Genomic DNA, 25,719 nt, shown 5'->3' with positions numbered 1-25,719 from the left:
GTCTTACCCGAGCCCCCGCACCCGCTCCACCGCCTCCGTCAGGTACTCCCGGGTCCAGGCGACATGCCCGGCGTCGTCCGTGGCCCGGGGGCCGTCCTCGATGACCAGGATGAGGCCCAGGTAGAGCTGGTAGAGGGCGAGGCGGTGGTGGAGGGCGGGGGTGAAGTCCAGGGCGCCGCCGGCTTCGACATAGCCGGTGACGACGTCGCTGTCCGGGCCCGCGTCGCCGCCGAAGGCCAGCGAGATCAGCTCGGCCGCCGGGTCGCCCCAGAAGGCGCGTTCATGGTCGATGAGGCCGGTGACACGAGGGTGATCGCCGCCGTCGACGAAGACGTTGCCCGGCCAGAGGTCGAAGTGGACCAGGCGGGGTTCGGTGACCTCGTCGAGCGCGTAGCCCCCCTCGGCCACCAACTTCCGGATGGTGTCCGGCTCTTCGGGGAGATCCGAGTTCCAGTGGGCCGCGTCCTCCAGCAGCGCGTCCACCATCGTCGTGAACGCCGTCCGCCAGTCCGGCGCCGACAGCCCCGACGCGGCCGCCGGGTAGCCGAACCGGCCGTCCTCGGACACCAGGGTGTTCAAGCGGGCGGTGACCGCGCCCAGTTCGCGGCGCAGGGTGCCGGTGGCGGCCGGGGACAGGGTCTTGGCGACCTTGTCCCAGGGCGTGCCGTCCAGGAGGGAGACCATGAGGAACTCGTCGTCGGCGTAGAGGAGTTCGGGGCCCGGCACCTGTCCCTCCGGCAGCTCCGTGAGCCGGCGGTAGACCATCGCCTCCGTCGCCATGATGCCCCGCTCGTACCGCAGCACCGGCACGTCCGGCGGCGGAGCGAGCTTCACGATCGCGGGGCGGCCGTCGTCGAGGCGGACGCGGTAGGCCGTGTTGTAGCAGCCGTCGGTCAGTTCGGCCTCCAGCCGGCCCCCGATCCCGGCCGAGGACCGCAGCAGGGCGTCGAGATCGGCGGGGGACATACGGCGTTTGGTCTGACTCTGCATGGGCCACGCTTCCAATCCGGGGTGCCGTCGGACAGCGGAGGGGCCAGCCGTCTGGGAGCGCTCCCAAGATGCCCACCGGCCACCCCGGCGTCAAGGGTGACCGAGCGGATCGCAGCAACTTCCCTCCCCACTACGGCAGTTCGACCGTCACATGCCCCGCCAACGCCCGCAGGAAGTCCGCCGCGTCGAACATCTCCCCGGCCGACACCACACCCGACCCCACCTCGGTCCGCCCCGTCAGCACCCGCTCCGCCGCCTCCACCACCAGCGGCGCCGTGACGGCGTAGATGTCCCGGCCCCGCGCCACCGCCCGCCGCTCCGCCCCGCCCGACCGCACCACCACGTCCACGACGAACGTCTGCGCCGACCGCCCCGCCCCGCCCCCGTCCGCCGCGACCGGCGCCGGGGTCTCCGGCGCCGACAGGTCCCTCGCCGCCGCCACCGTCATGTACGTCCGCACCTCGGGGATCGACAGATGGCTCGGTACCGTCACCACGTCGGCCATCGTGAACTCCCCGATGACCTCCCGCGCCCCCATCGGCTCCGGGAACACCCACTCCAGCACCGGCGCCGCGTCGTCCCGGTACTCCAGCCGCCCGCCGCTGAACCGCACCCGCCGCCCGTCCCGCCGCCCCCGCGACACCTCGCCCGCGATCCGGGTGCCCGGCGTCGGGTGCCAGCTGTTCAGGCCGTACGCGACATGCGCCTCGTCGGCCGCCGTCCACTCCCCCATCGCGGCCGTGGTGAGCAGGTCGCCGAGTCCGCCGTAGAACGCCATCGCGGGCACCACCGGCACGCCCGCCGCCCGGGCGCGGTCCGCGAAGTGGGCGAAGGTGTCGGCGTTGGCCTCGATCTCCGCCGCCACGTCCAGGTAGGGAATCCGGGCCCGCAGCGCCGCCTCGATCACCGGCGCCGCGGTCGTCGCGAACGGCCCGGCGCAGTTGATCACGGCCGCCGCGCCGGCCAGCGCACGGTCCAGCGAGACCGGGTCGTCGACCGACGCCGGACGCGCCTGCACGTCGTACTCGACGGCCATCGCCTTCAGGCGCACCGCGTCGCGGCCGGAGAGCAGCGGCACGAAGCCGCGCGCGATCAGTTCCTCCACCACGAAGCGCCCGGTGTGCCCGTACGCGCCGAACACCGCGACCGTCCGTCCCGCTTCCGCTCCCATGGCGTCCCCCAACTCCCGTGTTCCCGACCGGCTGATCCGTCGACGACCATCCTGCGCGGCCCGGAGATCACGGTGTGAGTGTCCGGAACGACATGCCCCATACAATTACGGACATGACCACGGTCGCCCTCGCCGTCACCGACGGCATGCTGCACTTCGAACTGTCCCTGGCGTACGAGGTGTTCGGCGCCGTGCCGGACGGGGTGACCGTCCCCTGGTACGAGGTCACCGTCTGCGGCTCGGCGCCGGTGCGGGTCGGCCGGTTCCGGCTCGAACCCGATCACGGTCTCGACCGGCTGTGCGAGGCGGACACCGTGATCGTGCCGGGCTGGGCGGACGTCGACGTGGAACCGCCCGCCGAGCTGGTCGAGGCGGTGCGCGCGGCGCATGCGGCGGGGGCACGGGTGGCCTCGCTGTGCACGGGCGCGTTCGTGCTGGCCGCCGCCGGTCTGCTGGACGGCAGGCGCGCGACCACGCACTGGGCGCACACCGAGGAGCTCGCGGCCCGCCATCCCGAGGTGGAGGTCGACCCGGACGTCCTCTACGTCGACAACGGCAGCGTCCTCACCTCCGCCGGGAAGGCCGCGGCGATGGACCTGTGCCTGCATCTCGTACGGCTCGACCACGGGTCGTCGGTCGCCAACGCCGCCGCCCGCCGTCTCGTCGTACCCCCGCACCGGGCCGGAGGCCAGGCGCAGTTCGTCGCCGCGCCCGTGCCCGCCCGCGACGACCACCCGCTCGGCGCGCTGCTGCCCTGGGTGATCGAACGCCTGGACAAGCCGCTGACCGTGACGGACCTGGCCCGCCGGGCCGGGATGAGCTCGCGCCACCTCACCCGCCGCTTCCGGGCGGCCACCGGCACCACCCCGTTGCAGTGGCTGCTGACCCAACGCATCCGCCGCGCCCAGGAGTTGCTGGAGTCCACCGACGACGGCGTCGACACGATCGCGACCGCGACGGGCATGGGCACGGCCACGACGCTGCGCCGCCACTTCCACCGCACGGTCGGCGTCCCCCCGGACACCTACCGCCGCACCTTTCGCACCCGGCCCGCCACCGCCCAGAAGTCACCTACGGGGACAATGGGCGCATGAGCATCGTCAAGATCAACGTTCTCACCGTTCCGGAAGAGCAGCGCGAGGTCCTGGAGAGGCGGTTCGCCGCCCGGGCCGGTGCGGTGGAGGGCTCGGACGGGTTCGAGTGGTTCGAGCTGCTGCGCCCGGTGGAGGGCACCGACACCTACCTCGTGTACACGCGCTGGCGCAGTGAGGAGGACTTCGAGAAGTGGATGGCGGGGACGGGGCGCGCCTCGCACGGCGGTGGTGGCGGCGCCGCGGAGGGCGGCGAGCGGCCGAAGCCGGCGTCCACCGGGGCGACGCTGTGGTCCTTCGAGGTGGTGCAGCAGGCGGCGCCCAAGGCCGAGGACAGCTGACCCCTGTCACCGCCCCTGCGTTCATGGTCATGAACGGTAATCACGTACACGTCTATTGACGCGTACAGAGCAGGCCCTTACGGTCCGGAGAAAGCGCTTTCCCCTCTCTGGAAGAGGTGCTGCGCAACGTGGCGTGTTCCTGCACGCGAACCGCCACGTTGCCACCACACCCAACCCGCGACAGAAAGGGCACGGCTCCTCCCCATGACCAAGTTCTCCACTCCTCGCACGAGACCTCTGGCCGCCGCGTCATCCGCGGTCGCCACCGTCGGCCTCCTCGCCGGCACCCTGGTCGCCCTGTCCGGCACCACCGCGCACGCCGCCACCACCCGCTACGAAGCCGAGACCGCACCCGCGGTCTGCACCGGCGCCGTCGAGACGGAATGGACCGGCTACTCCGGCAGCGGCTACTGCAACGGCACCAACGCCTCCGGCGCCTACAACCAGTTCACCGTCTCCGCCGCCACCGCGGGCACCGCGACCGTCAGCGTCCGCTTCGCCAACGGCACCACCACGGCCCGCGCCACGGACGTCGTCGTCAACGGCACGACCGCCGCCTCGGCCTCCTTCGAGGGCACGGGGGCGTGGACGACCTGGGCGACGAAGACGTTCACCGTGCCGGTGACGGCGGGCAGCAACACCATCCGCCTCAACCCGACCGGCGCGGGCGGCCTGGCCAACATCGACTACATCGACGTGGCGACGTCCGGCACCACCACCCCGCCCTCCGCCACGGCCCTGTACGTCTCGCCCACCGGCACGGACAGCGCGGCCGGCACGGCGTCCGCGCCGACGACGCTGACGTCGGCGATCAGCCGTATCGCGGCGGGCGGCACGATCTACATGCGCGGCGGGACATACACCTACTCGTCCACCATCACGATCCCGGCCGGCAACAACGGCACCTCCACCGCCCGCACCCTCCTCTCGGCGTACCCCGGCGAGACGCCGGTCCTCAACTTCGCGGCCCAGAGCGAGAGTTCGACGAACCGCGGGCTCCAGCTGTTCGCCAACTACTGGAAGATCTACGGCCTCGTCGTCGAGCGCGCGGGCGACAACGGCATCTACGTCGGCGGCAGCAACAACGTCATCGAACGCACGGTGACCCGCTACAACCGCGACACCGGACTCCAGTTGGGCCGCATCGCCTCCTCCACGCCGAGCAGCCAGTGGCCGTCCAACAACCTCGTCCTCAGCGCCGAGTCGCACGACAACGCCGACTCCGACGGCGAGGACGCGGACGGCTTCGCCGCGAAGCTGACGACGGGTACCGGCAACGTCTTCCGCTACGCGGTGTCCCACAACAACATCGACGACGGCTGGGACCTCTACACCAAGACGGACACCGGCGCGATCGGCCCGGTGACCATCGAGTACTCCCTCTCCTACGACAACGGCAAGCTCACCGACGGCTCCCAGTCCGGCAACGGCGACCGCAACGGCTACAAGCTCGGCGGCGACTCCATCGCGGTCAACCACGTCGTCCAGCACAGCATCGCCTACGGCAACGGCCACCACGGGTTCACGTACAACAGCAACCCGGGCTCGATGACCATCACGAGCAACGTGGCCGTCGCCAACACCGAACGCAACTTCAACTTCGAGACCGGCACCTCGGTCTTCCGCTCCAACACGTCCTGCGACAGCGGCGCCAACGACCGCTACGCCGGCGACGCCGACAGCTCCAACCAGTTCTGGTCCGGCACGAACGGCTCCCGCTGCGCCTCGTACACGGGCGCCCTGGGCTGGTCCTTCGCGTCGAACGGGAGCTTGGTGGTGACGTTCGGCGGCAAGCAGGTCACGCTGTAGGACTGTCCGTACCCCGGGGCAGGAAGGTCAGGACGTGTCCGGCCTTCCTGCCCTAGATTTGGCGCCGTGCGGCACGCCGGAGGGGGCACGGTGGACTACGACTACGACGTCTTCATCAGTTACAGCCACAGAGGGCATGTGCGGGACTGGGTGAAGAACCACTTCAGCCGCGAACTCCAGCTGTACCTGGAGGACTTGCTGCCCACCGACCCGCGCATCTTCGTCGACTTCGAGATACCCGCGGGCTCGCCCTGGCCCGACCGCCTCGAACAGGCGCTGCTGCGCAGCCGCTGTCTGGTGGCCATCTGGTCGCCGCCGTACTTCCGTTCGGACTGGTGCATGGCGGAGTGGAAGAGCATGCAGCTGCGCCAGGAGGCGCTGTCGCAGGTCAACGGTCAGGCGCCGACGCTCGTCTACCCGATCAACTTCATGGACGGCGAGCACTTCCCGGAGGAGGCCCAGAAGATCCAGCAGTACAAGGAACTCACCAAGTACGGCTACGACGGACCCCAGTTCCGGGACACCCCCGCCTATCTCGCCTTCCAGGACCGGATGCGCACCGTCGCCGAGGAGGTCGCGGCCTGTCTGGCCTGCGCCCCCGAGTGGCAGGAGGGCTGGCCGGTCGTCCGCCCCGCAGCGCACGCGGAGTCCCCCCAGCGTTCCGTCCCGAGGCTGTGATGACGATGAGCCAGGGCCGGATCGCGACCTTCTACTCCTACAAAGGCGGCGTGGGACGAAGCTTCCTGCTCTCCAACTCCGCCGTCCTGCTGGCTCAATGGGGCTACCGGGTCCTCTGTATCGACTGGGACCTGGAAGCCCCCGGCCTGCACTACTACTTCCGCCCGTACATGGACGTCCCCGCCACCGGCCTGACCGACATGGCGCTCGCCGTACGCGAGGGGGAACGCGTCGGCGCGCTCGACCACATCACACCGGTCACCCTGGATGACGGGGCGAGGCTCGACCTGATCGCCGCCGGAGGCGTCGGCAACGACTACGTCCCCAAGCTCCAGAGCATCGACTGGGAACAGCTGTACCTGGAGCACGACTTCGGCAATGTGCTGGAGGGCTGGCGGGAGCGCTGGCTCGACTCCTACGACGTGATCCTCGTCGACAGCCGCACCGGGATCTCGGACTCCGGCGGCATCTGCACCGCCCAGCTGCCGCACATCCTGGCCTACGTGTTCACGGCGAACCAGCAGAACCTCGACGGTGTCCTGGACGTAGTACGCCGAGCCTCCGTCACCCGAAACACCCTCCCGTACGACCGCTCACGCCTCCTCACCCTGCCCCTCCTCTGCCGCTTCGACATGAGCGAGGAGTACGAACGGGCCGCCGAATGGCGCGAGAAGCTGCGCGGCGAACTCAGGTCCAGCTACGACGCCTGGGTCCCCGACGGCTCCCCCGTCGAACGGGTCCTCGACAACTGCACGGTCCCCTACTCCGCGTACTGGTCCTTCGGCGAGGACCTCCCGGTCGTCACCGAGGACTTCCGCAACCCCCAGCTGATCAGCCACAGCATCGCGTCGATCGCCGCGCTGATCGCCCGCAACCTGGAAGACGCGCGGCTGTTCACGGAGAGCCGCGACGCGTATGTGGACGCGGCGATCCGGACGGGACGGCGGGGTGGGCACTACGCGTACGACTTCTTCATCAGCGCTACGCCGAAGACGGAGAACGAGGCCGCCAGGCTCGGGGCACTGCTGGCGGAGTCGGGCCTGTCCAGCTTCTCGGCACTACAGCCGGACGCCGGCCCACGCGAGGGCCTTCGGTCGGTCATCGACAAAAGCCGCCATCTCGTCCTGCTGGCCCGCGACTCGGTGGATTCCTGGCACCGGGACGAGCTGAACTACTTCCTGCGGCAGACGCTGGACGAGCAGTCGGACCGCACGGTGTTCCCGGTGGTCGGCTCGACGCGGGTGCTGCGTGAACTGCCGTCCCTGGTGCAGGCGCTGCCGTCGTACGGCCTTGCGGAGGATCAGTTGGCGGAGGTCGCGCGGGGAATCTCGGCGCGGGTTCGGTCGGACTCTCTTTCCGCGGGTTTGGACGGTGCGTCTTCATCGGGTCGAGGGCGCGTGTTCGTGGTCCGTTCGACAGCGGACAGCGCGTGGGGGGAGTGGGTTGCCTGGACCCTGCGGGAGGCTGGGTACGAAGTCGACCAGGAGTGGCCGGGCCGGCAGGAGGACAGCCTCCTCGCGACTCTCATGAGGCTGCCGCCCGAGGACCGGGTCGTGGTCTTGTACTCCGCTGCGCTCGCCAACGAGGGCGCGGTGTTCGGCGAATGGTCGTCGGCGCTGCTGGCGGCTCCGGACAAGTTCGTTCCGGTGCGCCTCGACGAGATCGAGATGTCGGCATCTCTGCAACGGCACGGGTACACCGACCTGTTCGGCGTGGACGAGCGGGAAGCGCGGGAGGCGCTGCTCCGGGCGGTCGCCAACCCGAGCGGCATGCCCAGGACTCCGCCCGTGTTCCCGGCGTCAGGCACGGCGGTGACACGGGCGGGCCAGCCGACCGTGTGGAACGTCCCCACGCGCAACGCCGGCTTCATCGGGCGGGATGACCTGCTGCCGCAGATCAAGGCCAGGCTGGTGGACGCCGCGGCGCCGTTGGCGCTGACCGGGCCGTGCGGGGTGGGCAAGACCCAGTCGGCCTTCGAGTACGCGCACCGGTTCAGCGGTGAGTACGACCTGGTCTGGCATGTACCGGCGGGCGAGAACCGGGACCGCAGTCTGGCGGATCTCGCGGTGGCCCTCGGCTGCGCGCGGTCCGACACCTCACCTCCCGCAGCCGTGCGCGCCCTCCATCAGGAGTTGCGCAGGCTGTCGCGATGGCTGTTGATCTTCGATGACGTCAAGAAGCCGACCGACCTGACCAGACATCTGCCGAGCGGTGAGGGACACGTGCTGATCACTTCTCGCAATCCGCGCTGGCATCAGGTCGCCACGACGCTCGACGTCCCTGTCCTGCCCAGCGCGGACGCGGTCACCCTGTTGACCTCCCGCAGTCCCGACCTGACCCCTCAGGACGCGGCAGCCCTGGCCGATGCGCTGGACTGCCTGCCGCTCGCGCTGGCCCAGGCCACGGAGGCTCTGTACCTCTTCCCTCCGAACGAATACCTGGGCCTGCTCAGGCACCGCGTCGCGGAAACACTCCAGGACGGCGGGCCACCCGACTACAAGGGATCCCTGGCCGCCGAGCTGGCGAAGAGCACGACCAAACTGGCCGAGGAGAGCCCCGGAGCCGCCCTCCTGGTGCGGGCGTGCTCGCTGCTCGCCCCCGAGGCGCTTCCTCTGACGCCGTCCGCCCTGGGGTCCACCCCATACGACTTCCGACAGCTTCTGATGACGGTCGAGCGGGTGGGGCTGGCTCGGGTCTCCGGAGGCAGTACCCAGATGGCCCGGCTGACCCAGGCCGTCCTGCGCGACCAGCTCACCGACGCGACACGGGGCCCGGCGGCCACATTCGCCAGCCAGCTGCTGGCCAACATGGCCCCCGACGACGACTCCCCGGACGCCGGGCAGCGCTGGCGTGACCTGTTGCCCCATTACCTGGCCATCGCCCCGAGCGACGTCGTCACCGATCGCGCGCGGCTCGCGACGCTCGAGGCCTGCTGGTACCTGATGAACCTCGGCGATTTCGCCGAGGCACTGCCCAGGCTGGAGGACCTGTACGAGACCTGGAAACGGGAGCTGGGCGTCGAGGACGCGGACACCCTGGCGGCTGCCGGCTATCTGGCGCACGCCTATTCCGCCATGGGTGCCCACGAGGACGCGTACGTCGTGGACGCGGAGCTCCACGACCGGCAGCGGAGCGAGTTCGGCGTGGAGCACCCCGACACGCTGCGTACCGCCACCAATCTCGCCTTCGACCTGGCGGCCCTCGGCCGGTACCAAGAGGCGGCTGACCTCGGGGAGAAGAACCTGATCATCCAGCGGGGGGTGCTCGGCCGTGACCACCCCGACACCCTGCACTCCGCCAACAACCTCGCCGTGGACTTCGCGGCCCTCGGCCGGCAGGCGGAGGCGGAAGACCTCCGCGTGGACACCCTCGACCGCCAATTCCAGGTACTCGGAGAGAACCATCCGGCCACCCAGCACACCCTCGACAACCGCAGGTGGCGCCGTCCCCCCAAGGGCGCGCCGAAGCTGACTCGGCCGTGAGCCGCACACCCACCCGTACAACTCGTTTGTACGGGTGGGCAATGGTGAACGTACGGGGATCAGTGGGGAGTTCTCACCCATGGGGACGACGACAGGGCCACGGTCACGGCAGGCACGCAGGAACGCGTCGGCGATGCGGATGGTGGGCGCGCTGCTCGCCGTGTTCCGTACGGCCGCCGGATATACGCAGAGGTCGCTGGGGGACGAGTTCGTCATCGGCGAGGAGACGATCGCGTCGATCGAGCAGGGCAGACGGCGGTTGAAGCCGGATCTCGCCGAGCAGTTGGATGACTTCCTCGACACCAAGGGGCGTTGGCGGCGGCGCTCAGGCATTTGCCGGAGGTGGATCTCGTACCGCAGTGGGCGGAGGAGTACCTGGACCGGGAGCAGGAGGCCATTGCCATCTCGTGGTACGAGAGCCTGGTGGTGCCCGGCCTGTTGCAGACGGAGGGGTACGCGCGGGCGGTGTTCCGCAACCGCGTGCCGCTCTATGACGAGGACGAGATCGAGCAGTTGGTCGCCAAGCGCATCGAGCGGCGGGACATCCTGCACCGCAAGGCGCCGCCGATGGCGAGCTTCGTCATCTGGGAAGCGGTGCTCCGGGACCGGTTGGGCGGCGAGGACGTGTATGTGGACCAGGTGCGGCACCTGCTGGAGTACTCCGAACTGCCGGGCCTCACCGTGCAGATCCTTCCGCTGGGCCGCACTTCACACGCGGGTCTCGAAGGCCCCCTCGTCCTGCTGGAAACCCCCGAGCACCAGCGGCTCGCGTACAGCGAGACCCAGCGTGGCAGCACCTTGATCGCCGATCCCGACGAGGTGGGGATCGTGGCCCAGAAGTATGCGATGCTGCGGACGCAGGCCCTCAACGAGGAAGACACCAGGGACCTGTTGGACAGTCTTCTGGGAGAGCGATGAGCGACACCGAACTCACGTGGTTCAAGTCCAGCTACAGCAGTGGTGAAGGCGGCGCCTGCGTGGAGGTGGCCGTCCAGCCGGCCACCGTCCACATCCGCGACTCCAAGACCCCCACCACCCCCCACCTCAAGGTCACCCCCGCCGCCTGGGCCGCCTTCGTCACGCAGAGGTAGCGTCAAACGCGCGCCCCCCGACCCGCTGCCCCACAACCTTCCGCCGCCGCACCGGATACATCACCGGCTTCGCCACCGACCAGTACGCCCCCTTGCAGATGAGTTCCTTGTAGCGGGCGGCGCCGCGGCCCGTCCAGGCGCGGTCCTTCACCGTGTCGTCGGGGGTCACCATCTGGATGAGGCCCTGGTTGCGGCCCAGGCTGATGCACTGGTGGGTATAGCCGATCACGGTGTGGGGCACCTTCGTGCCGGTGAGGCGGGCGGCGATCACATCCGCCGCGTGCCAGGCGGCCGGGATGCCCGAGGCGCAGGACATGCGCAGGGGCTTGTCGTTGTGGCCCAGGGCGTACGCGGCGTCGCCGATGGCGTACACGTCGGGGTGCGAGACCGAGCGCATGGTGGCGTCGACGATGATGCGGCCGGTGTCGGTGACCTTCAACGACGTCGCCGCGGCCAGCGGGTGGACCGCGAAGCCCGCCGTCCAGATCGTCACCGCGGCCGGGAGCTCGCCGGCGTCCGTCCGCACCGCGTCCGCCTCCACCGCGGTCACCGTCGTGTGCTCGTGGACCGTGATGCCGAGGTCCTCGGCGACCTTGCGGACGTGGGCCCGGCCCTTCGGGGACAGCCAGGCGCCGAGGCCGTCGCGGGCGACGAGCGCGATGTCCAGGTCGGGCCGCGACTCGGCGAGCTCCGTGGCGAGTTCCAGGCCGGTGAGGCCGCCGCCGACGACGACCACGGGGGCGCCGGCGGTGAGTTCGGTGAGGCGTTCGCGCAGCCGGAGCGCGCCGGGGCGGCTCGCGATCTGGTGGGCGTGGTCGGTGACGCCGGGGACGCCCTGGTCGGTCCAGCCGCTGCCGAGGGCGTAGACGAGGGTGTCGTACTCGTACTCCAGGCGGTCTTCGGTGCCGGCGGCGGTGACCGTGACCGTCTTGGCGTCGGTGTCGACCGATGTCACGCGGGCGATGCGGACTTCGACGCCCGTGCCCTTGAACACGTCCGCCAGCGGACGCGGCTTCAGCTCCTGTCCGGTGGCCAGCTGGTGCATGCGGACGCGTTCGACGAAGTCGGGCTCGGCGTTGACGAGGGTGATCCGGACGTCCTCGCGGCGCAGGCGGCGGGCGATGCGCCCGGCGGCGGTCGCTCCGGCGTAGCCGGCGCCCAGGACGACGATGCGGTGCTTCATGGTTCGGGCTCCTGTCCGGTTCAAAACGGCGTTCCTGTTCGGTTCCGCACCTTGAACCGGACAGCCCGTGGATTCCTGACAGATTCCGGAAGTGACCTGCGTCACCCCAGGCGAAGAGGTCTGTCAGAAGGCCGTGAACAGGGGTTTCCCGTGGTCCAGCGTCGCCCACCACTCGGTCGCCCGCGTCAGCTTGTCGGGGTTGATCTGGTTGCGGACCGCGACGATGCCCTCGGCGGTGACCTCCAGGCACATCACCCCCACGACCCGGCCGTCCACGACCGCCACCGCGGCGGGCTCGCCGTTCGCCGTCCAGGCGTACATCTCGGGCCGGCCGCCCGCGTAGTCCCGCTTGACCCGGGCGGGCCTGAACAGGCCCCACAGGAACTTCGCGACCGCCACGGCACCGCTGAACGGCGTGGCGCGGGCCGGGATCTTCCCGCCCCCGTCACCGACGCTGGTCGCGTCGTCGGTGAGCAGCCGGATCAGGGAGGCCGTCTCGCCGCTGGTCGCGGCCGCGAGGAACTCCTCGACGAGCTGCCGGGCGGCGGCCTCGTCGATCTCCCGGCGGGCCTTGCGGGCCCTGCCGTCGGCCACGTGCTTCTTCGCCCGGTGGTGGATCTGCTGGCTGGCGGCCTCGGTGAGGTCGAGGATCTCGGCGATCTCGCGGTGCGGGTAGTCGAAGGCCTCGCGCAGCACGTACACCGCGCGCTCGTTGGGGGTCAGCCGTTCCATGAGGGTGAGGACGGCGTACGACACCGACTCGCGCTGTTCGACGGTGTCGGCGGGGCCGAGCATGGGGTCGCCGCCGAGGAGGGGCTCGGGAAGCCACTGGCCGACGTAGGTCTCGCGGCGGGCGCGGGCCGAGGTCAGTTCGTTGAGGCACAGGTTGGTGAGGACCTTGGTCAGCCAGGCCTCCGGCACCTCGATCCGTTCGGTGTCCGCCGCCTGCCAGCGCAGGAACGTCTCCTGCACGAGGTCCTCGGCCTCGCCGACGGAGCCGAGCAGACGGTAGGCCAGCGCCTGAAGGCGATACCTGGAGGCCTCGAAACGGTCGACGTCCGTCAGGGTCGGAGACATGTCCCCGACCCTAGGCGGCGGTTGTGGATCAGACCAGGCCGCTTGCTCCGCGCCGTTATGCCTTCCCAGTCCCGTTCGTCGGCTGTCGGGCCGCCCTATTCGAGGCCGATCGCCGCGCACCTCGCCGCATAAGCCGGCGTGCAGATGTCCTTGACCGTGTAGACGCCGTCCTTGATCACCGTCTCCTTGATGTTGGCCTGGGTCAGGGCCACCACCGGGACCAGCATCGACGGGATGTCCTTCTCGGTCGGGCTGTCCACGGTGTCCTGGGTGAGGGCGTCGAACATGATGTCCTGGCCCTGGATCTTGGCGACGGCCATGTCCGCGGCGCTGTTCGCCTCCTCCAGGAACGACTTGTAGACGGACATGTACTGCTCACCGGAGACGATCCGCTGGACCGCCGCCAGGTCGGCGTCCTGGCCGGTCACCGGTGGGATCTTCGTCGCGCCCGCCTTCTTCAGGGCGTCGATCGCCGCGCCCGCCATGCCGTCGTTGGCGGAGTAGACCGCGGCGATGTTGTCGAGGCCGATGGCCGCGATGGCCTGCTTCATGTCCGCCTCGGCGATCTTCGGCAGCCACTCCTCGACGTCGTACGACTTGGCGATGGCGACCTTGTTCTGGAGCACGCCGAGAGCGCCCTGCTTGAAGCGGGCGGTGTTGGGGTCGGCCGGTGAGCCGTTCAGCATGACGATCTTGCTGCTCTCGGCCTTGTCGCCGAGCGCCTCCATGATCGCGCGGCCCTGCACCTCGCCGACGAGTTCGTTGTCGTGGGATATGTACGCGTCGATCGGGCCCTGGGCGAGACGGTCGTACGCGATGACGGGGATGCCCGCGTCCTTGGCCTTCTCGACGTCCGGCTCGATGGCCTTGGCGTCGACCGCGTCCACGAGGACGGCGTCCACGCGCGCGGAGATCATCTGCTCGAACTGCCGGCTCTGCCGCTTGGCGCTCGCCCCGGCGTTGGCGTAGCGCACCGTGCCCTTGCCGTGCGTGAGGCTGGCGACGCGGGCCTTGATGAGGGGGTGGTCGAACTTCTCGAAACGCGTCGTCTCCTTGTCCGGCAGGAGCAGCCCCACCGTGAGGTCGTCGCCCTTCGCGGGGCTCCGTGTGCTGCCGCCGCCCTCCGCGGCGTCGACGACACCGCAGGCGGTGAGCAGGAGGGCGGAGCCGACGGCGAGGGCAAGACGAAGGGCGGTGCTGTGGGGGGTACGAGCGTTCACGTTCCAGGGCCTTCCGGGCGATTGCGCGGCAGGGCGGCCGGGTCACGTCACGGCGACATCAGCCCTGCGGGATCCGAGCCTCTCGCGCGCGGGCCGCTCCCAGGAGTGGGGTGCGGAATCTCCCCCAGCCGTCACGCCATGTTTCACAATTCCCGTGCATGGCAAGGGTGCGGGCCCCCCGAGGGAGGCCCGCACCGTCGCTCACGTCGGCGTCAGGGCGCGTTGACCAGGTCGACCGGCGGGACCTGGACCGTGCGCTTGCCCGGCTCGCCGCCCAGGATCACCTTGCGCAGGGCGACGTTGTTCTTCAGGTTCGTCTCCTGGAGGCGCTTCTCCGGGTTGGCGATGACCTGGATGTAGTACGTGCCGTTCGGCAGGTCCGTCACGTCGAAGGACTGGCCGGGGCGGTACTGGGTGTAGGTGTCGCCGGAACCGACGTCGAGGACCTCACGGACCGAGATGGAGTTCTGCTGGCCGCAGGCCGTCGACAGATCGGTGTTGTACGGCTTGAAGTTGGCGTTCTTCACCGTGTAGTCGATCGCGTCGGTGTTGGCGAGGCAGAACGCCTCCTTGCCGCTCTTCACGATCTCGTGCTGGTCGGCGGCGAGCAGCCGGTAGCTGGCGAAGTCGGTGAAGTGCCAGTGCTCGTGGCCGACGCGCGGGTCCCACTCCATGGTGCCGGTGGGCGCGTAGCCGACCTGCTTGCCCTTGGCGTCGTAGAAGTACTGGTAGGCGTCCATCAGGTCGGCGCCCGGCTTGCGGAAGCCGTCGACGACGAGCGGCGCCGGTCCCGCGTTCCAGACGTTGGCGCTGAAGGCGAGGTAGTCCTTGCCCGGCGCGTCGCCGTCCTCGCCGTCGGTGATGGCGATGTCCCAGGCGGGCAGCGACCGCAGGTCGGGCTTGGGCACGCCCGCGGGGGCGCCCGCCCGGCCGGTGGGCCGCTGGCTCGCCGGCTTCAGCGCGGGCGCGATACGGGAGCCGTCGGTGTGGCCGGTGCCGTCGCCCAGGTGGTGGGCCAGGCCGCGGTCCTCCAGCGCGTGCGAGAGGGCGCCCGGGGTGGGCTCGTCGGCGCCGCGCGGGCCGTAGTGGTGGGCCATGGAGTGACCCGCCATCCCGCTCATGCCGCTCATGCCGCTCATGGAGTGGCCGCCGTGCATGCCGGACATGCCGCGGCCCTCGCCGCCGCCGTTGGAGATCTGGCGGACGGTCACCTTGATGGTCCGCTGGTCGTTCGGGATGCCGAAGAGCTCGCGGTACTTCTTGGCGACGCCCACCTTGGCGGTGTACTCACCGGCCGGCAGGTCGACCGGCTTGTCGTAGTCGACGGTCGAGGAGTTGGCCGCCCAGCCCTTCTCGACACCCCACACCGAACCGAGGGTGAACGGGTTGGTGGGGCAGCTCTCCGGGTAGTGCGAGGTCGCCGGGGCGTCCGGGCGGAGCCGGCCGGAGGCGTTGTTCGGGCAGAACGTGCCCTTGGGCTTGGCCACCTCCTGGCCCTGCGCGTTCTTGATGGACACCTCCAGGAAGTCGGGCAGCCCGGAGAAGTCCTTCACCAGCCCCGCGGGCAGGGCCTTGCTCCCGATCTTCTTGCCCTTCGCGTCACGCAGGATCTGCTGCGCGACGACCGGGTCCTTGTACGACTTGCGCTTCACCTGGAACTCCAGCGGCGCGTTGTCGACGGTGACGTACGTCCCGAGGTCGAGGTAGACCCCGGGTTCCCCCTCCCACCGGTCGAGCGTCACGGCGTTCGACGCGGCGATCAGCTTCAGCTTCGGCTTGCCGGGTGTGCCGGCCTGCGCCGCGCCGGCGCCGGGAGCGGCCCCGGCGCCGGTGACGACGACGGTGAGTGCCGCCGAGGCGGCGAGCGCCACGCGTCGGGCGCGGCTGCGATGGTGCTGACTGGTCATCGGTTCCTCGTCTGCGAGTGCCATGGTCAGTGGCATCGGACTGGACAGCTCACCGGACGGCCGCTGGTACGGGCGCGCCCCAACGCGCCTGGGCCGGTTCTGTGAGCAACCTGTGAGACTGGTAAACGATGTGTCGAGGTTGCCTGTTGAACCGAAAGTCCCGCTGGAGTTCCTCCGAAGGAGGGACGGTTACGTTTTGCTCAACCCCTGGTTGCCAGGCGGTGATCAGGCGACCATGGGCGCATGACGCTGGCCGAGCGCGCCCTGGAGCGCCTGCGAGTCTGGCCCGACCTCCGTACGGGACAGGCCAGTTGCGGTACCGGAAGCGCGCTGCGCGCCGGTCGCAGCGAGATCGTGCACTTCCACTCCGCCCACGACGTGGACCTGCATCTCACCGACCGGGCGCTCGACCGCTTCGGCGTCGACCTCGCGGAGTCGACGGCGATCCGGCTGGTCCCCGGCTCCCGCTGGGTCACCGTCCACCTGGACTGCGACACCGACATCGACCTGCTGATGAGCCTGGTCAGCATGGCCCTCAAGGCCCATCAGGCGCCGCAGTCCGAAGCCCCGGACGTGTGCAACTTCCGTCGGGTGACGGTCATCCCGTCGGCGTCCGCCAGGCCCGGTGGTGGTCGAGGATCGTCTCCTCGAACGGGCGGTAGGTGACACCGAGTTCGGTGCGGCTGCGGCTGTTGTCGACGCGGAAGCGGATGCCGAGGTGCTTGCGGATGTAGTCCTGGGTGAGCCCGAAGGCGGGCCCCAGGAGCCGAACCGGCCAGTGCGGCAGGCGGGTTCGGGGCAGGCGCAGGTCGCGGGGGTGGGCGGTGCGCAGGACGCGGGCCATGTCGTGGAAGGAGCTCATGGTCTCGGCCGCCAGGATGTAACGGCCGTGCGCGTCCTCGTTCTCGGCGGCCGCGATGTGCGCGTCGGCGACGTCCCGTACGTCGACCGTGGTGAAGCTGAAGTCCGGGGCGCCGTAGAAGAAGTAGCCCTTGAACAGCTCCTCCAGGAGGAAGAGGCTGCCCGACTCGGAGGCGGGGGTGAGGGAAGGGCCCAGGACCAGGCCGGGGTTGAGGGCCACCATCCGCCAGCGGTCCTGCGCCTTCGCCGCCTCCCAGGCCGCCTGCTCGGCGACCGTCTTGGCGTAGTGGTACGGGTTGTTCGCCACCGTGCTGGTGGTGTTGACGTACTCCTCGGTGAGGACCTGGTCCGTCATCGTCTCCAGTACGTCGACGTAGTCGCCGAAGATCGCGCCGACGGTGGAGGTGAAGACCAGGCGGCGGACGGTCGGGGTGCGTTCGATCGACCCGAGGACGTTGCGGGTGCCGAGCAGCGCCGGTTCGACGACGTCCCGCCGGCCGTCCTTGATCTTCTCCGGCATGAGGAACGGGGAGGCGACGTGGAAGACGGTCGCGCAGCCCCGAGCCGCCTCGTCGAAGGAGCCCTCGACGAGCAGGTCCGCCGCGAACAGGTCGAGCCTGCCCGGGAACCGGTCCCGCATCGCCGACAGCGGCCTGGTCTTCGGTGAGTCGGCGGTCGAACGGACCGTCGCATGGACGCGGTAGCCGCGTTCCAGCAGGCGTAGCACCAGATGGCTGCCGACGAAGCCGCTGCCGCCGGTCACCAGGACCGGCGCCGTTCTGTCCACGTCGCCCACCCGCGCTCCTCCTGCCGGTCGCCGTCGTCGGCGTCCAGTATGGCGAGCAGGCGCGTGGTGCGGGTGCGGGTGGATAATTGCGATATGAGTACGGCAGCGTTCGTAGTCGCGGCCGCCGGGAGCGATGTGCTCAACGTGGTCGCCGCATTCGTCGGTGGCGCGGTCATCGCCGGGGCACTGATCTGGGCCGTACAGTTCGGCATGCGGGTCCGGGACCGGGAACTTCCCCGGCCGCGTCCCGAGGAACAGCCCAGACTTCCCAGCACCGGCGCGATCCGCGAGATCAGAGAGATGCGGGAACCGGACGAGCTCCCGCTCACCGAGCAGGAACGGCTCATGCCGCACCAGCTCCATCACTCGGGCAGCAAACGCGGAAAGGACCAGAACCGCAGACGCTGGCTCCCAGGCTCCAGCGGTGGCTTCGGCAGCGGCGGCCTCGGCCACGTCTGACAGACACCACCAGGGGCTGCGCCCGCCGCACCGGCGGGGCAGCCCCTCTTCACGCGGCCCGGCTCGGGCCGCTCAGGTCGTGCCGCGCCGGGCGCCGGAGGTGTCGGGCGCCGTCGCGAGGGCCCAGATCACGAAGAAGTCGACGCCGATCATGAGCCCGGACCAGACCGGCGAGTACGGCAGGAACAGGAAGTGCAGCACCATCGCCGCCGACGCCAGGAAGATGCCGGTCATCCGGGCCCACCAGGCGCCCTTGAGGACGCCGTAGCCGACGCCCACCAGGACCGCGCCCAGGACCAGCATGATCCAGCCCCAGCCGGTGAGGTTGATCTTGTAGACGTAGTCGCCGATCCGGTCGTACACGTCGTCCTTGGCCAGCGCCGAGATGCCCTGGAGGATCGCCAGCACACCGTTGACCAGCATCAGCACACCGGCGAAGACGACTCCGCCGGTGGCCCAGCCGCTGCCGGGGCGGTCGGGCGGCGGGGCGGGTTCGGCCTGCTGCCGGCCCTGGTCCCACCCCGGGGACGTGCTGGGAGGTGTCGTGTGCGGCTGCTGGGTCATGTCCGTACCCCGTCTCTCGCGCGGGTCCGCGCGTCGGTGTCGGTGATGCTTCGACCATCCGCGCGGTACGGGGGCGGCGCCCGAGGGGCTGCGCCGTTCGGGTGACGGCCCGAGTGCGGCGGCGAGTGCGAGGACCTTCACTGGAGGGCATGACCGGTAACCGGACGCACCGCGCCCCGATCACGTTCGTCACGATCGCCGCGCTGACGGCCCTGACCGCCCTCACCGGCTGCTCGGACGACGACACACCGTCCTCGGTGGCGAGCAAGGCGGCCTCCGTCGCCTCCCGGGCCACGGAGGTGTTCGCGTCGGCCACGGCGGCGGCGGGGAAGAAGTTCGACGACGTCAAGAACGGTGTCGACGTCAAGGGCGACGTGACCCTGGGCACCCCGCGGGCCGGCTCCGACGGTCGCACCACGGTCGAGATCACCGTCAGGAACACCGCCGGCTCGCAGAAGTCGTTCCTGGTGCAGGTGAACTTCAGGGACGGCGGCGGCGACCTGGCCGACGCGGCCGCGGTCACCGTCTCCGACGTGCCGGCGGGCGGCACCGGGAAGGCCACCGCCCGCAGCAACCGCGACCTGTCCGGCACCGTGAAGACCGAGGTCGCGCGGGCGGTCCGCTACTGAGCCCGCCGCCGAGGACGGCTCAGGCCATCCAGAAGAACACCGCCGTCATCCGCTTCTCCTCCAGCGTCGTACCGCAGTAGCCGGTCGCGCTGTGCACGAGGTTGGCGTTGTAGAGCAGCAGCCGGTTGAAGCGGTGCGGGACGCGTACGTCCTCCTCGAAGGCGTCCGGCGCCACGAACCGGGTGCCGAGCGCCTCGACGAGGTTGTTGTGCGGGGCCTGCACGACATTGCCGCCGAGCCGGCCGCCGGGCAGGGACTGGCGGTAGAAGCTGGTCCCGCAGTCCTTGGGGACGTCCGGGTTGAGGTAGAGCACCGCCGCGTACCGGCACAGGGCGCGTGAGTCGGTGTGCGGGCGGGGTGTGCTCTCGCCCTCGCCGACGACCTGGACGCAGTTGTGGTTGAGGGTGCCGCCGCCGGGCGCCGACTGCACCCACAGCTCCTTGGCGCCGGTGGCCTGCCGCACCAGCCGCTCGACCCGGGCCAGCTCCCCCGGCTCCAGACCGGGCATGGCGCGCAGCCCCGGCCAGGTCTCCGGCCGGTGCGGGTATCCCTCCACCCAGTCGTCCTTGGCCAGACACCGTTCCCGTACGGCGTGCGCGTCGGGCAGGACATCGTCCAGGACCCAGTAGTCGCGGCCCTTGGTGGGCTTGCGGTACGGGAGAACGGGCAGCGTTCCGGAGGGGTGTGGGGGCATGCGCCGAATCTAGGGCCGGGCCGGTTCTGGACTCGCCCGCGAACCGGTCTGGAATCCCCCGGGAACCGGTCAATGAACGGTCAACATGCGTACGGAATACGGGTACTCACGCACCGAATCGTCCGCATTACGGACCCCAAGACTCAGTAATTCGCCAGTAACGGTCGCTGCCTAAGGTCGTCCCCCTCGGCCCTGTTCCGAACATTGGCCAGCAGCAGGGCAGGGTCATGCCCCTCGGGACGGGAGCCGCCGTATCCCTCCTGTGGGGGGTAGGGATACACCCGGGGGTCCCGCGCGCCGATGAGGTTGCTCCCAGAGCATGCAGTGCGGGGCCCCCACACCCCGGCCGGGACAGGCAGCCGGGCTAGAGTGCCGCCCTCATGAGCAGCGGAAATGCACAGGCGGCGAACAGCGGCGGACGGCGTACGACGCCGCCCGTGCTACGGCTGTACCTGCTCGGCGGCTTCCGTGCCGAACGCTCCGGCGGCGCCCCCGTGGCCGGCCACTGGCCCCGGCCCAGCGCCCGGCGGCTCGTCGAACTGCTCGCCGTCTCCCCGGGCCGCGTCCGGCACCGCGAGGAGATCATCGAGATGTGCTGGCCCGACACCGCCGGCACCCCCGCCGCCCTCGGCAGCCTCCGTGTCGCCCTGCACGCCGCCCGCCGCGCCCTGCAACCCGAACTGCCCCCACGCCACCCCTCCGCCTACCTGGTCAGCGAGGGCGCGCTGCTGCGCCTGCCGACGGAGACGGTGTGGATCGACGCGGATCATGCGGAGCGGTGGGCGCAGCGGGCACTGCGGGTGGAGGGTGCGGTGGACGCCGAGGGCCTCGGCGAGCGGGCACCCCACGGCCGGCGCACCGGGGAGCTGGCGCGTGCGCTGAAGGCGTTCACCGGCGAGTTGTTGCCCGAGCATCGCTACACCCCCTGGGTGCAGGCGCGGCGTGAGGGGCTGGACGCGTTGCGGGACTCGGTGCGGCTCGCGCTCGCCGAGGCCTGTCTGGCCGACGGCGAGATCGAGCGGGCCGCGGCCACCGCGCGTGCCGTCCTGGCCGAGAGCGCCGCCGAGGAACGCGCCCACCGGGTGCTCATCGCCGCCTGCCTCCGCCAGGGCATGCGCCGACGCGCCCTCGCCCAGTACCACCAGTGCCGGCGCGCGCTGGACGCCGAGTGGGGTGTCCTGCCCGGCCCGGAGACGGAGGCCCTGCACCGGGCCGCCCTCGGCACGGAGACGTCCGCGGTACGACGCCCGGCCCCCGCGCGCCCTGCCCCGCCACCCCCTGCCGTCCTGCGCACCCTCTCCGAGACGCCGTTCGTGGGGCGCCGGGCGGAGCTGGAACGCCTCCTGAACCCCGCCCGCCCCGCCCTGTCGGTGGTCGGCGGCGAGGCCGGCATCGGCAAGACCCGGCTGGCCGCGGAGGCGGCACGGCGGGCGGCGGCGAACGGGGCGGCGGTGCTGTGGGGTGCGGGCCATGACGAGGAGCCGCAGGCGCCGTACGGGTTGTTCGTGGAGGCGCTGGAGGGCTGGCTGGCGGGGCGGGCCACGGCGGACCGGGCGCGGATCGCGGCGGAGTATCCCGAGCTGGCGGCTCTGCTGCCGTCGCTGGGGCAGGTCGGTCCGGGGCCGGGTCCGGGGCGGCGGCCGGAGTACGAGAGGGAACGTATCTTCTCGGCGGTTTCGGGGGTGCTGGGGTGGGCGGCGCTGCCGGAGGCGCCCGGCTCCGGCGGCGGTGTTCTGGTCGTCCTCGATGACGTCCACGCGGCGGACCTGGCGTCGTTGCGGTTGCTGGCGCGGCTGGCGCGTCGTACGCCTCCGCCGTCGGTTCCCCGTCCGCGCTTCCTGGCGACGTACCGTCCCGAGGATCTGCCGGAGACCGATCCCCGGCGGGCGGTCCTCGACACGCTCGTGCGTCAGGGCACGGCTGATCGGTTGCGGCTCCAGCGCCTGGCTCGCCGGGAGTGTCTGACGCTGGCGGCGGAGGTGATGCCGGGCGAGGGTACGCCGGCCGCGCTGCACCGGGTGTGGGAGCTGTCGCTGGGGCATCCGTTGTTCGCGCTGGAGCTGGCGCGGGCCGGTCAGCGGCTGACCGGTACGCATGAGGAACTGACGCCGCCGGAGGGCATCCGGCTCCTGGTCGACGAGCGTCTGTCCCGGCTGAGCCCCGCGGCTCGACGGGTGATCGAGGTGGTCGCGGTGGCGTCGGGCGGGGTGGCGACGCTGACGGAGCTGGAGGAACTGACCACCTCGGCTTCGCCACCCTCCCCGCTGTCTCCTCTTTCTCCCCTCTCCCCTCTCTCCCCCTCCTCCGTCGTCGACGGCATCGACATGGCGCTTGCCGCCGGGGTGTTGGAGGAGCGGAGTGTGACTGTCGGTGGGGTGGTCGTGGGTGGGCTGGGGTTTCGGCATCCGTTGATACGGGTGGTGTGCCAGGGCGGGCTTTCGCGGGCCCGGCGGCGTCACCTGCATGCCGCGTACGCCGAGTTGCTGTTGCGTCGGCGTCCGGGCGCCGTCGACGCCGTAGCCGTGCATCTCGCGGGCGCCGACGATCCGCGGGCCGCCGACCATCTGCACCGGGCGGCACGCCGCGCCGCGGCGGTCGGGGCCGATGACACCGCCGACCACTACTACGGCGAACTGACCGCCCGTCTCGACGCGGTGGCCGTCGAGGCCGCCCGTGTCCGCCTCGACCACGCGACGGTACTGCGCCGCATGGCCCGCCACGAGGACGCCGTACGCGTACTCCGCGAGGCCCTGGCCGACCTCCACCGCCACGGCGACCCCGCCGAACGGGCGCGAGTGGCAGCCCAGTTGGCGGAGTCCCTGGCCCGGACGGGCGCCCCGCGGGAGGGGTTCCGCCTCCTGGAAACCCACCGTCCGCCGCAGGACGCACCTCCACAGCTCCACGCCACCCACCACCTGGCCCGAGGCTTCCTCTGCTTCGTCACCGGCGACTACGAGGGTTCCCTGACAGCTGCGAGAAGGGCGGAACAGGCAGCCGCAGCCTCTGTGGTGGACGATCCCGCAGCCGCCGACGGCGAATCCGCCCTCCTCGCCCGTGCCCTCGCCCAGCAGTCCACCTCCCTCGCGCTCACCGGCCGGCTCCCCGAGGCCCGGGCCACCGCCGACGCCGCCCTCCCGCACGCCGAGGCTCACGGCGACCCGCGCCTCCTCGCCGCCGTCCTCTCCATCCGCCGGGAGCACGAACGCCGTTCCGGCCGGCTTCGAGAGGCCGTCGTGACCGGGCGCCGTGCCCTGGCTCTCGCCGAGCGCTGCGGTGACCCCGAGGCCGCCGCCTTCGAGCGGGCCAACCTCGCCGAACTCCACCTCCTCCTCGGCGAGTTCACCGAGGCCGCCGCGCTCGCCACGGAAGCCGTCGACGAGGCGCAGGCGCACGCCGGCTGGTGTCTGCCGTACGCCCTGACCGCCCTCGCCCGCGTCCGGCTGCGCGGCGGGCCCCGCCGGCCCGGACTCCCCGGCACCCGCGAGCTGCTGGCCCGCGCCGCCGACTGTCTGACCCGCCGCCCCGACCGGCAGGCCGAGTACGAAGTACGGACCGCTCAGGCCGAGCTGGCGCTGAAGGACGTACGACCCGACCGCGCCCTCTCCCTGCTGTCCGACGTCTCCGGTACCGGCGTCCCCGTCCTCGCCGCCTGGGCCCATCTCACCGCCGGTGACCCGGCCCGGGCCGCCGACGTCGCCGCGGCGGAGGCCGTACGGGCCGCCGGCGCGGGCGAGGCGGTCACCGAGTGCGAGGCCCGTACCGCCCAGGCGGCGGCGCTGGCGGTCCTGGGCCGCGCCGAGGAGGCCGCCACCTGCGCGGGCCGGGTCCGCGAACTCGCCGAGACGCTGCCCTACCCGACCGTGCTGCGCAGAGTGGCCTACGCCAGGCCCTGACGACCCCCGTGCCGCCCGGCGCCGCCGACCGCGACATAGATCTGCTCGCTCACCGCCGCCACCCCGTTGAAGGTCGCCGTCGCCTGCAACCGACCCGGCCCGGCCGGCAGCGCGGTGGCCGGGACGCACGCCCAGCTGCCGTCCCGGCCCGCCGTCGCCGTGCACACCTCGGTGCCCGGCTCCGGGCCCTGCCCGGTCACGCCCGCGTCCTTCGTGTCCTCGTACCGGACGGTGATCTGTGCCCCCGGATACGCCGTACCGCCCGTCACCGGCCGCGCGGCGAGCGCGACCCCGGACGCCGGCCGGGTGAGGGTCGGTTCGGGCAGGCCGACGGTGACCGCGCAGGTCCCGCGGTCCTTGCGGGTGCCGCGCGCGTCCGTGAGGCGCACCGCGCAGCCGGCGAGCCGGGTGCCGGGCACCGCGTCGGCGGGCACGGCCAGCACGAACGGGAAGGAACGGCCCTGCCAGGGACGTGCGCCCGCCGACCCGGACCAGGTGTACGACGCGCTGTCGCCGTCGGCGTCGACCCGGCCCCGGTAGTCCTGGGCCCGCAGGGGCGTCTCCGTCACCTCGGCACCCTCCGGCGCGGTCAGGGTCAGCCGGGACCCGGCGCCGAGCGCGTCCCCCTCGTACCCGGCGATCTCGACGATGCCCTCCCGGCCGGGCAGGACCGTGACGTCCCCCCACAGTTCGCGCCCGTGGGCGGAAGCGGGCGCCATCACGCCGAGCGCGGCGAGGGCGGTAGCGGCGATTCCGAGGGCGGCGGTGTTCCTGGACCTGCTCATCGTGTGCGGGCTCCCTGTGCGGACGACGTCGGTCGGCCCCACCCCTGCTTGCGATTCTCGCGGGGTGCCGTCCCCGGGGACGTGCGCTGTGCGGCCGTATGGCGCAAGCCGTCGCCTGATGGGGGCGCATCCCGTGCACCGCTTCGGCGAACCCCGCGTGGCTCCTGTCACAGCATGAACAACCCTGGCCCGTCGTCCGTACAGAGGGTCGTACGACCCCCGACCGGACAGGAGCCATGGTGCGCTTTTCGCGGAACGCGACGGGAACGCTCTTCGTGGGCGGTGCGCTCAGCCTGACGATCGTCGCGCTCGCCTACCCCACGATGCTCGGATTCAACAAGGTGTCCACGGCCCAGGACCGCGTCATCGCGCAGACGCAGTGGGGACCGTTGACCGAGCAGGACCGCGACTTCGTGGTCAAGGTGCGGGCGGCGGGGCTGTGGGAGTACCCCTTGGGGAAGGTCGCCCTGGAGAAGGGGACGACCCCCGAGGTCAAGGAGGCGGGCCGGCATCTCATCGACGGTCACGCGGCCCTGGACGCGGCCTGCCGCAAGATCGCCCCGATGCTCAACGTCACGCTGCCGAACGTGGCGAGCCCTCAGCAGCAGGGCTTCGTGAACACCATCGAGACCAGCGACGGCAAGCAGTTCGACTCGAACTTCGCCAACATCCTGCGCACGACGCACGGTTCGATCTTCAACACCATCGCGAAGATCCGCTCCACCACCAAGAACTCGCTGGTGCGCTCGCTGGCCGACATGGCCAACAACACGGTCCTCGACCACATCACGGTCATGGAGAAGACCGGCTTCGTCAACTTCGACCAGGCCCTCTTCCAGCAGACCACCCCGCCGAAGCTGCCCGACACCGACCTGACGCCGCCCGCCCCGCAGCCCGGCGCCCCCATGGTCGTGCTGACCCCGCCGCCGAGCCCGACGTCCACCCCGATCGCCATCCCGGGCGAGCAGGCGGGCGCGGGCGCCACCCCGAGCCCGACCATCGGCTGA

Annotated in this window: 21 protein-coding genes and 1 pseudogene; 12 read left to right on the top strand and 10 right to left on the bottom strand. The window is 71.2% G+C overall.

The genetic code is table 11. The features are described 5' to 3' along the window. Positions 1-3: 3 nt before the first annotated feature. Together EJC51_RS25640 and EJC51_RS25635 are read right to left on the bottom strand one after the other, a co-directional pair. The gene (locus EJC51_RS25640) at positions 4-990 is read right to left on the bottom strand and encodes a phosphotransferase family protein (protein ID WP_126273234.1); all 987 of its coding nucleotides are present in this window, start codon (positions 988-990) and stop codon (positions 4-6) included. Between the two features lie 130 nt (positions 991-1,120). Then, the gene (locus tag EJC51_RS25635) at positions 1,121-2,161 is read right to left on the bottom strand and encodes a saccharopine dehydrogenase NADP-binding domain-containing protein (protein ID WP_126273233.1); all 1,041 of its coding nucleotides are present in this window, start codon (positions 2,159-2,161) and stop codon (positions 1,121-1,123) included. A gap of 113 nt (positions 2,162-2,274) precedes the next feature. Between EJC51_RS25635 and EJC51_RS25630 the strand changes: the two genes are divergently transcribed. The 7 genes and pseudogenes from EJC51_RS25630 (at position 2,275) to EJC51_RS25600 (ending at position 10,653) form a co-directional block, all read left to right on the top strand. Further along, positions 2,275-3,255, top strand: coding sequence for a helix-turn-helix domain-containing protein (locus EJC51_RS25630; RefSeq protein ID WP_126273232.1), 981 nt, complete (start codon positions 2,275-2,277; stop codon positions 3,253-3,255). Continuing rightward, positions 3,252-3,593, top strand: coding sequence for an antibiotic biosynthesis monooxygenase family protein (locus EJC51_RS25625; protein ID WP_126273231.1), 342 nt, complete (start codon positions 3,252-3,254; stop codon positions 3,591-3,593). The genes EJC51_RS25630 and EJC51_RS25625 overlap by 4 nt, the downstream gene beginning before the upstream one ends. A gap of 204 nt (positions 3,594-3,797) precedes the next feature. Further along, the gene (locus EJC51_RS25620; RefSeq protein WP_126273230.1) at positions 3,798-5,402 is read left to right on the top strand and encodes a carbohydrate-binding protein; all 1,605 of its coding nucleotides are present in this window, start codon (positions 3,798-3,800) and stop codon (positions 5,400-5,402) included. 66 nt (positions 5,403-5,468) lie between these two features. Further along, complete coding sequence (locus tag EJC51_RS25615; protein WP_126273229.1) at positions 5,469-6,080, top strand: toll/interleukin-1 receptor domain-containing protein; 612 nt, start codon at positions 5,469-5,471, stop codon at positions 6,078-6,080. Further along, on the top strand, positions 6,080-9,562 hold the full coding sequence (gene fxsT, locus EJC51_RS25610) for an FxSxx-COOH system tetratricopeptide repeat protein (RefSeq protein ID WP_126273228.1): 3,483 nt from the start codon (positions 6,080-6,082) through the stop codon (positions 9,560-9,562). Before EJC51_RS25615 ends, fxsT begins: the two co-directional genes overlap by 1 nt. A 79-nt stretch (positions 9,563-9,641) precedes the next feature. After that, positions 9,642-10,480, top strand: a pseudogene (locus EJC51_RS25605) (helix-turn-helix domain-containing protein). Next, positions 10,477-10,653 carry a DUF397 domain-containing protein gene (locus EJC51_RS25600; RefSeq protein ID WP_126273227.1) on the top strand — a complete coding sequence of 59 codons (177 nt, stop codon included), beginning with the start codon at positions 10,477-10,479 and terminating at the stop codon, positions 10,651-10,653. Before EJC51_RS25605 ends, EJC51_RS25600 begins: the two are co-directional and overlap by 4 nt. On the opposite strand, the gene EJC51_RS25595 is transcribed toward EJC51_RS25600, so the two are convergent. From EJC51_RS25595 to EJC51_RS25580, 4 genes are all read right to left on the bottom strand, one after another. Continuing rightward, the gene (locus EJC51_RS25595) at positions 10,640-11,836 is read right to left on the bottom strand and encodes an NAD(P)/FAD-dependent oxidoreductase (protein ID WP_126273226.1); all 1,197 of its coding nucleotides are present in this window, start codon (positions 11,834-11,836) and stop codon (positions 10,640-10,642) included. The two genes, EJC51_RS25600 and EJC51_RS25595, sit on opposite strands and share 14 nt — an antisense overlap. A 123-nt stretch (positions 11,837-11,959) precedes the next feature. Further along, positions 11,960-12,913 carry an RNA polymerase sigma-70 factor gene (locus tag EJC51_RS25590; RefSeq protein ID WP_126273225.1) on the bottom strand — a complete coding sequence of 318 codons (954 nt, stop codon included), beginning with the start codon at positions 12,911-12,913 and terminating at the stop codon, positions 11,960-11,962. A 95-nt stretch (positions 12,914-13,008) separates the two neighbouring features. Next, positions 13,009-14,133, bottom strand: a complete 1,125-nt coding sequence (locus EJC51_RS25585) for a sugar ABC transporter substrate-binding protein (RefSeq protein WP_126273224.1) — start codon at positions 14,131-14,133, stop codon at positions 13,009-13,011. A gap of 212 nt (positions 14,134-14,345) precedes the next feature. Next, positions 14,346-16,040: a lysyl oxidase family protein gene (locus EJC51_RS25580; protein ID WP_244362835.1), complete on the bottom strand. Its 1,695-nt coding sequence runs from the start codon at positions 16,038-16,040 to the stop codon at positions 14,346-14,348. 243 nt (positions 16,041-16,283) lie between these two features. Here EJC51_RS25580 and EJC51_RS25575 point away from each other — a divergent pair, with 243 nt between their 5' ends. Next, entirely contained in the window at positions 16,284-16,706 is a 423-nt protein-coding gene (locus EJC51_RS25575; protein WP_126273222.1) for a luciferase domain-containing protein, read from the top strand. Here EJC51_RS25575 and EJC51_RS25570 read toward each other — a convergent pair. After that, positions 16,639-17,697 (bottom strand): NAD-dependent epimerase/dehydratase family protein, encoded by a 1,059-nt coding sequence (locus tag EJC51_RS25570; RefSeq protein ID WP_126273221.1) that lies wholly within the window; start codon positions 17,695-17,697, stop codon positions 16,639-16,641. The two genes, EJC51_RS25575 and EJC51_RS25570, sit on opposite strands and share 68 nt — an antisense overlap. 84 nt (positions 17,698-17,781) lie before the next feature. On the opposite strand from EJC51_RS25570, the gene EJC51_RS25565 reads away from it, so the two are divergent. Continuing rightward, positions 17,782-18,147: a DUF6479 family protein gene (locus EJC51_RS25565; protein WP_126273220.1), complete on the top strand. Its 366-nt coding sequence runs from the start codon at positions 17,782-17,784 to the stop codon at positions 18,145-18,147. Between the two features lie 72 nt (positions 18,148-18,219). Here the strand turns inward: EJC51_RS25565 and EJC51_RS25560 are convergent, their stop codons facing one another. Beyond that, a complete protein-coding gene (locus EJC51_RS25560; RefSeq protein WP_126273219.1) occupies positions 18,220-18,711 on the bottom strand; it encodes a DUF7144 family membrane protein in 492 nt (163 codons plus the stop codon). 149 nt (positions 18,712-18,860) lie between these two features. Between EJC51_RS25560 and EJC51_RS25555 the strand changes: the two genes are divergently transcribed. After that, entirely contained in the window at positions 18,861-19,340 is a 480-nt protein-coding gene (locus EJC51_RS25555) for a hypothetical protein (protein WP_126273218.1), read from the top strand. 19 nt (positions 19,341-19,359) lie between these two features. Here the strand turns inward: EJC51_RS25555 and EJC51_RS25550 are convergent, their stop codons facing one another. Next, the gene (locus tag EJC51_RS25550) at positions 19,360-20,034 is read right to left on the bottom strand and encodes a DUF6445 family protein (protein ID WP_126273217.1); all 675 of its coding nucleotides are present in this window, start codon (positions 20,032-20,034) and stop codon (positions 19,360-19,362) included. A 380-nt stretch (positions 20,035-20,414) separates the two neighbouring features. Between EJC51_RS25550 and EJC51_RS25545 the strand changes: the two genes are divergently transcribed. Further along, positions 20,415-23,927: an ATP-binding protein gene (locus EJC51_RS25545; protein WP_126273216.1), complete on the top strand. Its 3,513-nt coding sequence runs from the start codon at positions 20,415-20,417 to the stop codon at positions 23,925-23,927. On the opposite strand, the gene EJC51_RS25540 is transcribed toward EJC51_RS25545, so the two are convergent. Then, positions 23,912-24,712: a carboxypeptidase regulatory-like domain-containing protein gene (locus EJC51_RS25540; protein WP_126273215.1), complete on the bottom strand. Its 801-nt coding sequence runs from the start codon at positions 24,710-24,712 to the stop codon at positions 23,912-23,914. The genes EJC51_RS25545 and EJC51_RS25540 overlap by 16 nt on opposite strands. Before the next feature lie 236 nt (positions 24,713-24,948). Between EJC51_RS25540 and EJC51_RS25535 the strand changes: the two genes are divergently transcribed. Continuing rightward, positions 24,949-25,719 (top strand): DUF4142 domain-containing protein, encoded by a 771-nt coding sequence (locus EJC51_RS25535; RefSeq protein ID WP_208870742.1) that lies wholly within the window; start codon positions 24,949-24,951, stop codon positions 25,717-25,719.

Origin of the sequence: Streptomyces aquilus, from assembly GCF_003955715.1 — a bacterium.
Classification (GTDB): Bacteria; Actinomycetota; Actinomycetes; order Streptomycetales; family Streptomycetaceae; genus Streptomyces; species Streptomyces aquilus.
The sequence above is the reverse complement of the archived record's forward strand: the minus strand, read 5'-3'. Positions and strand labels throughout refer to the sequence as shown.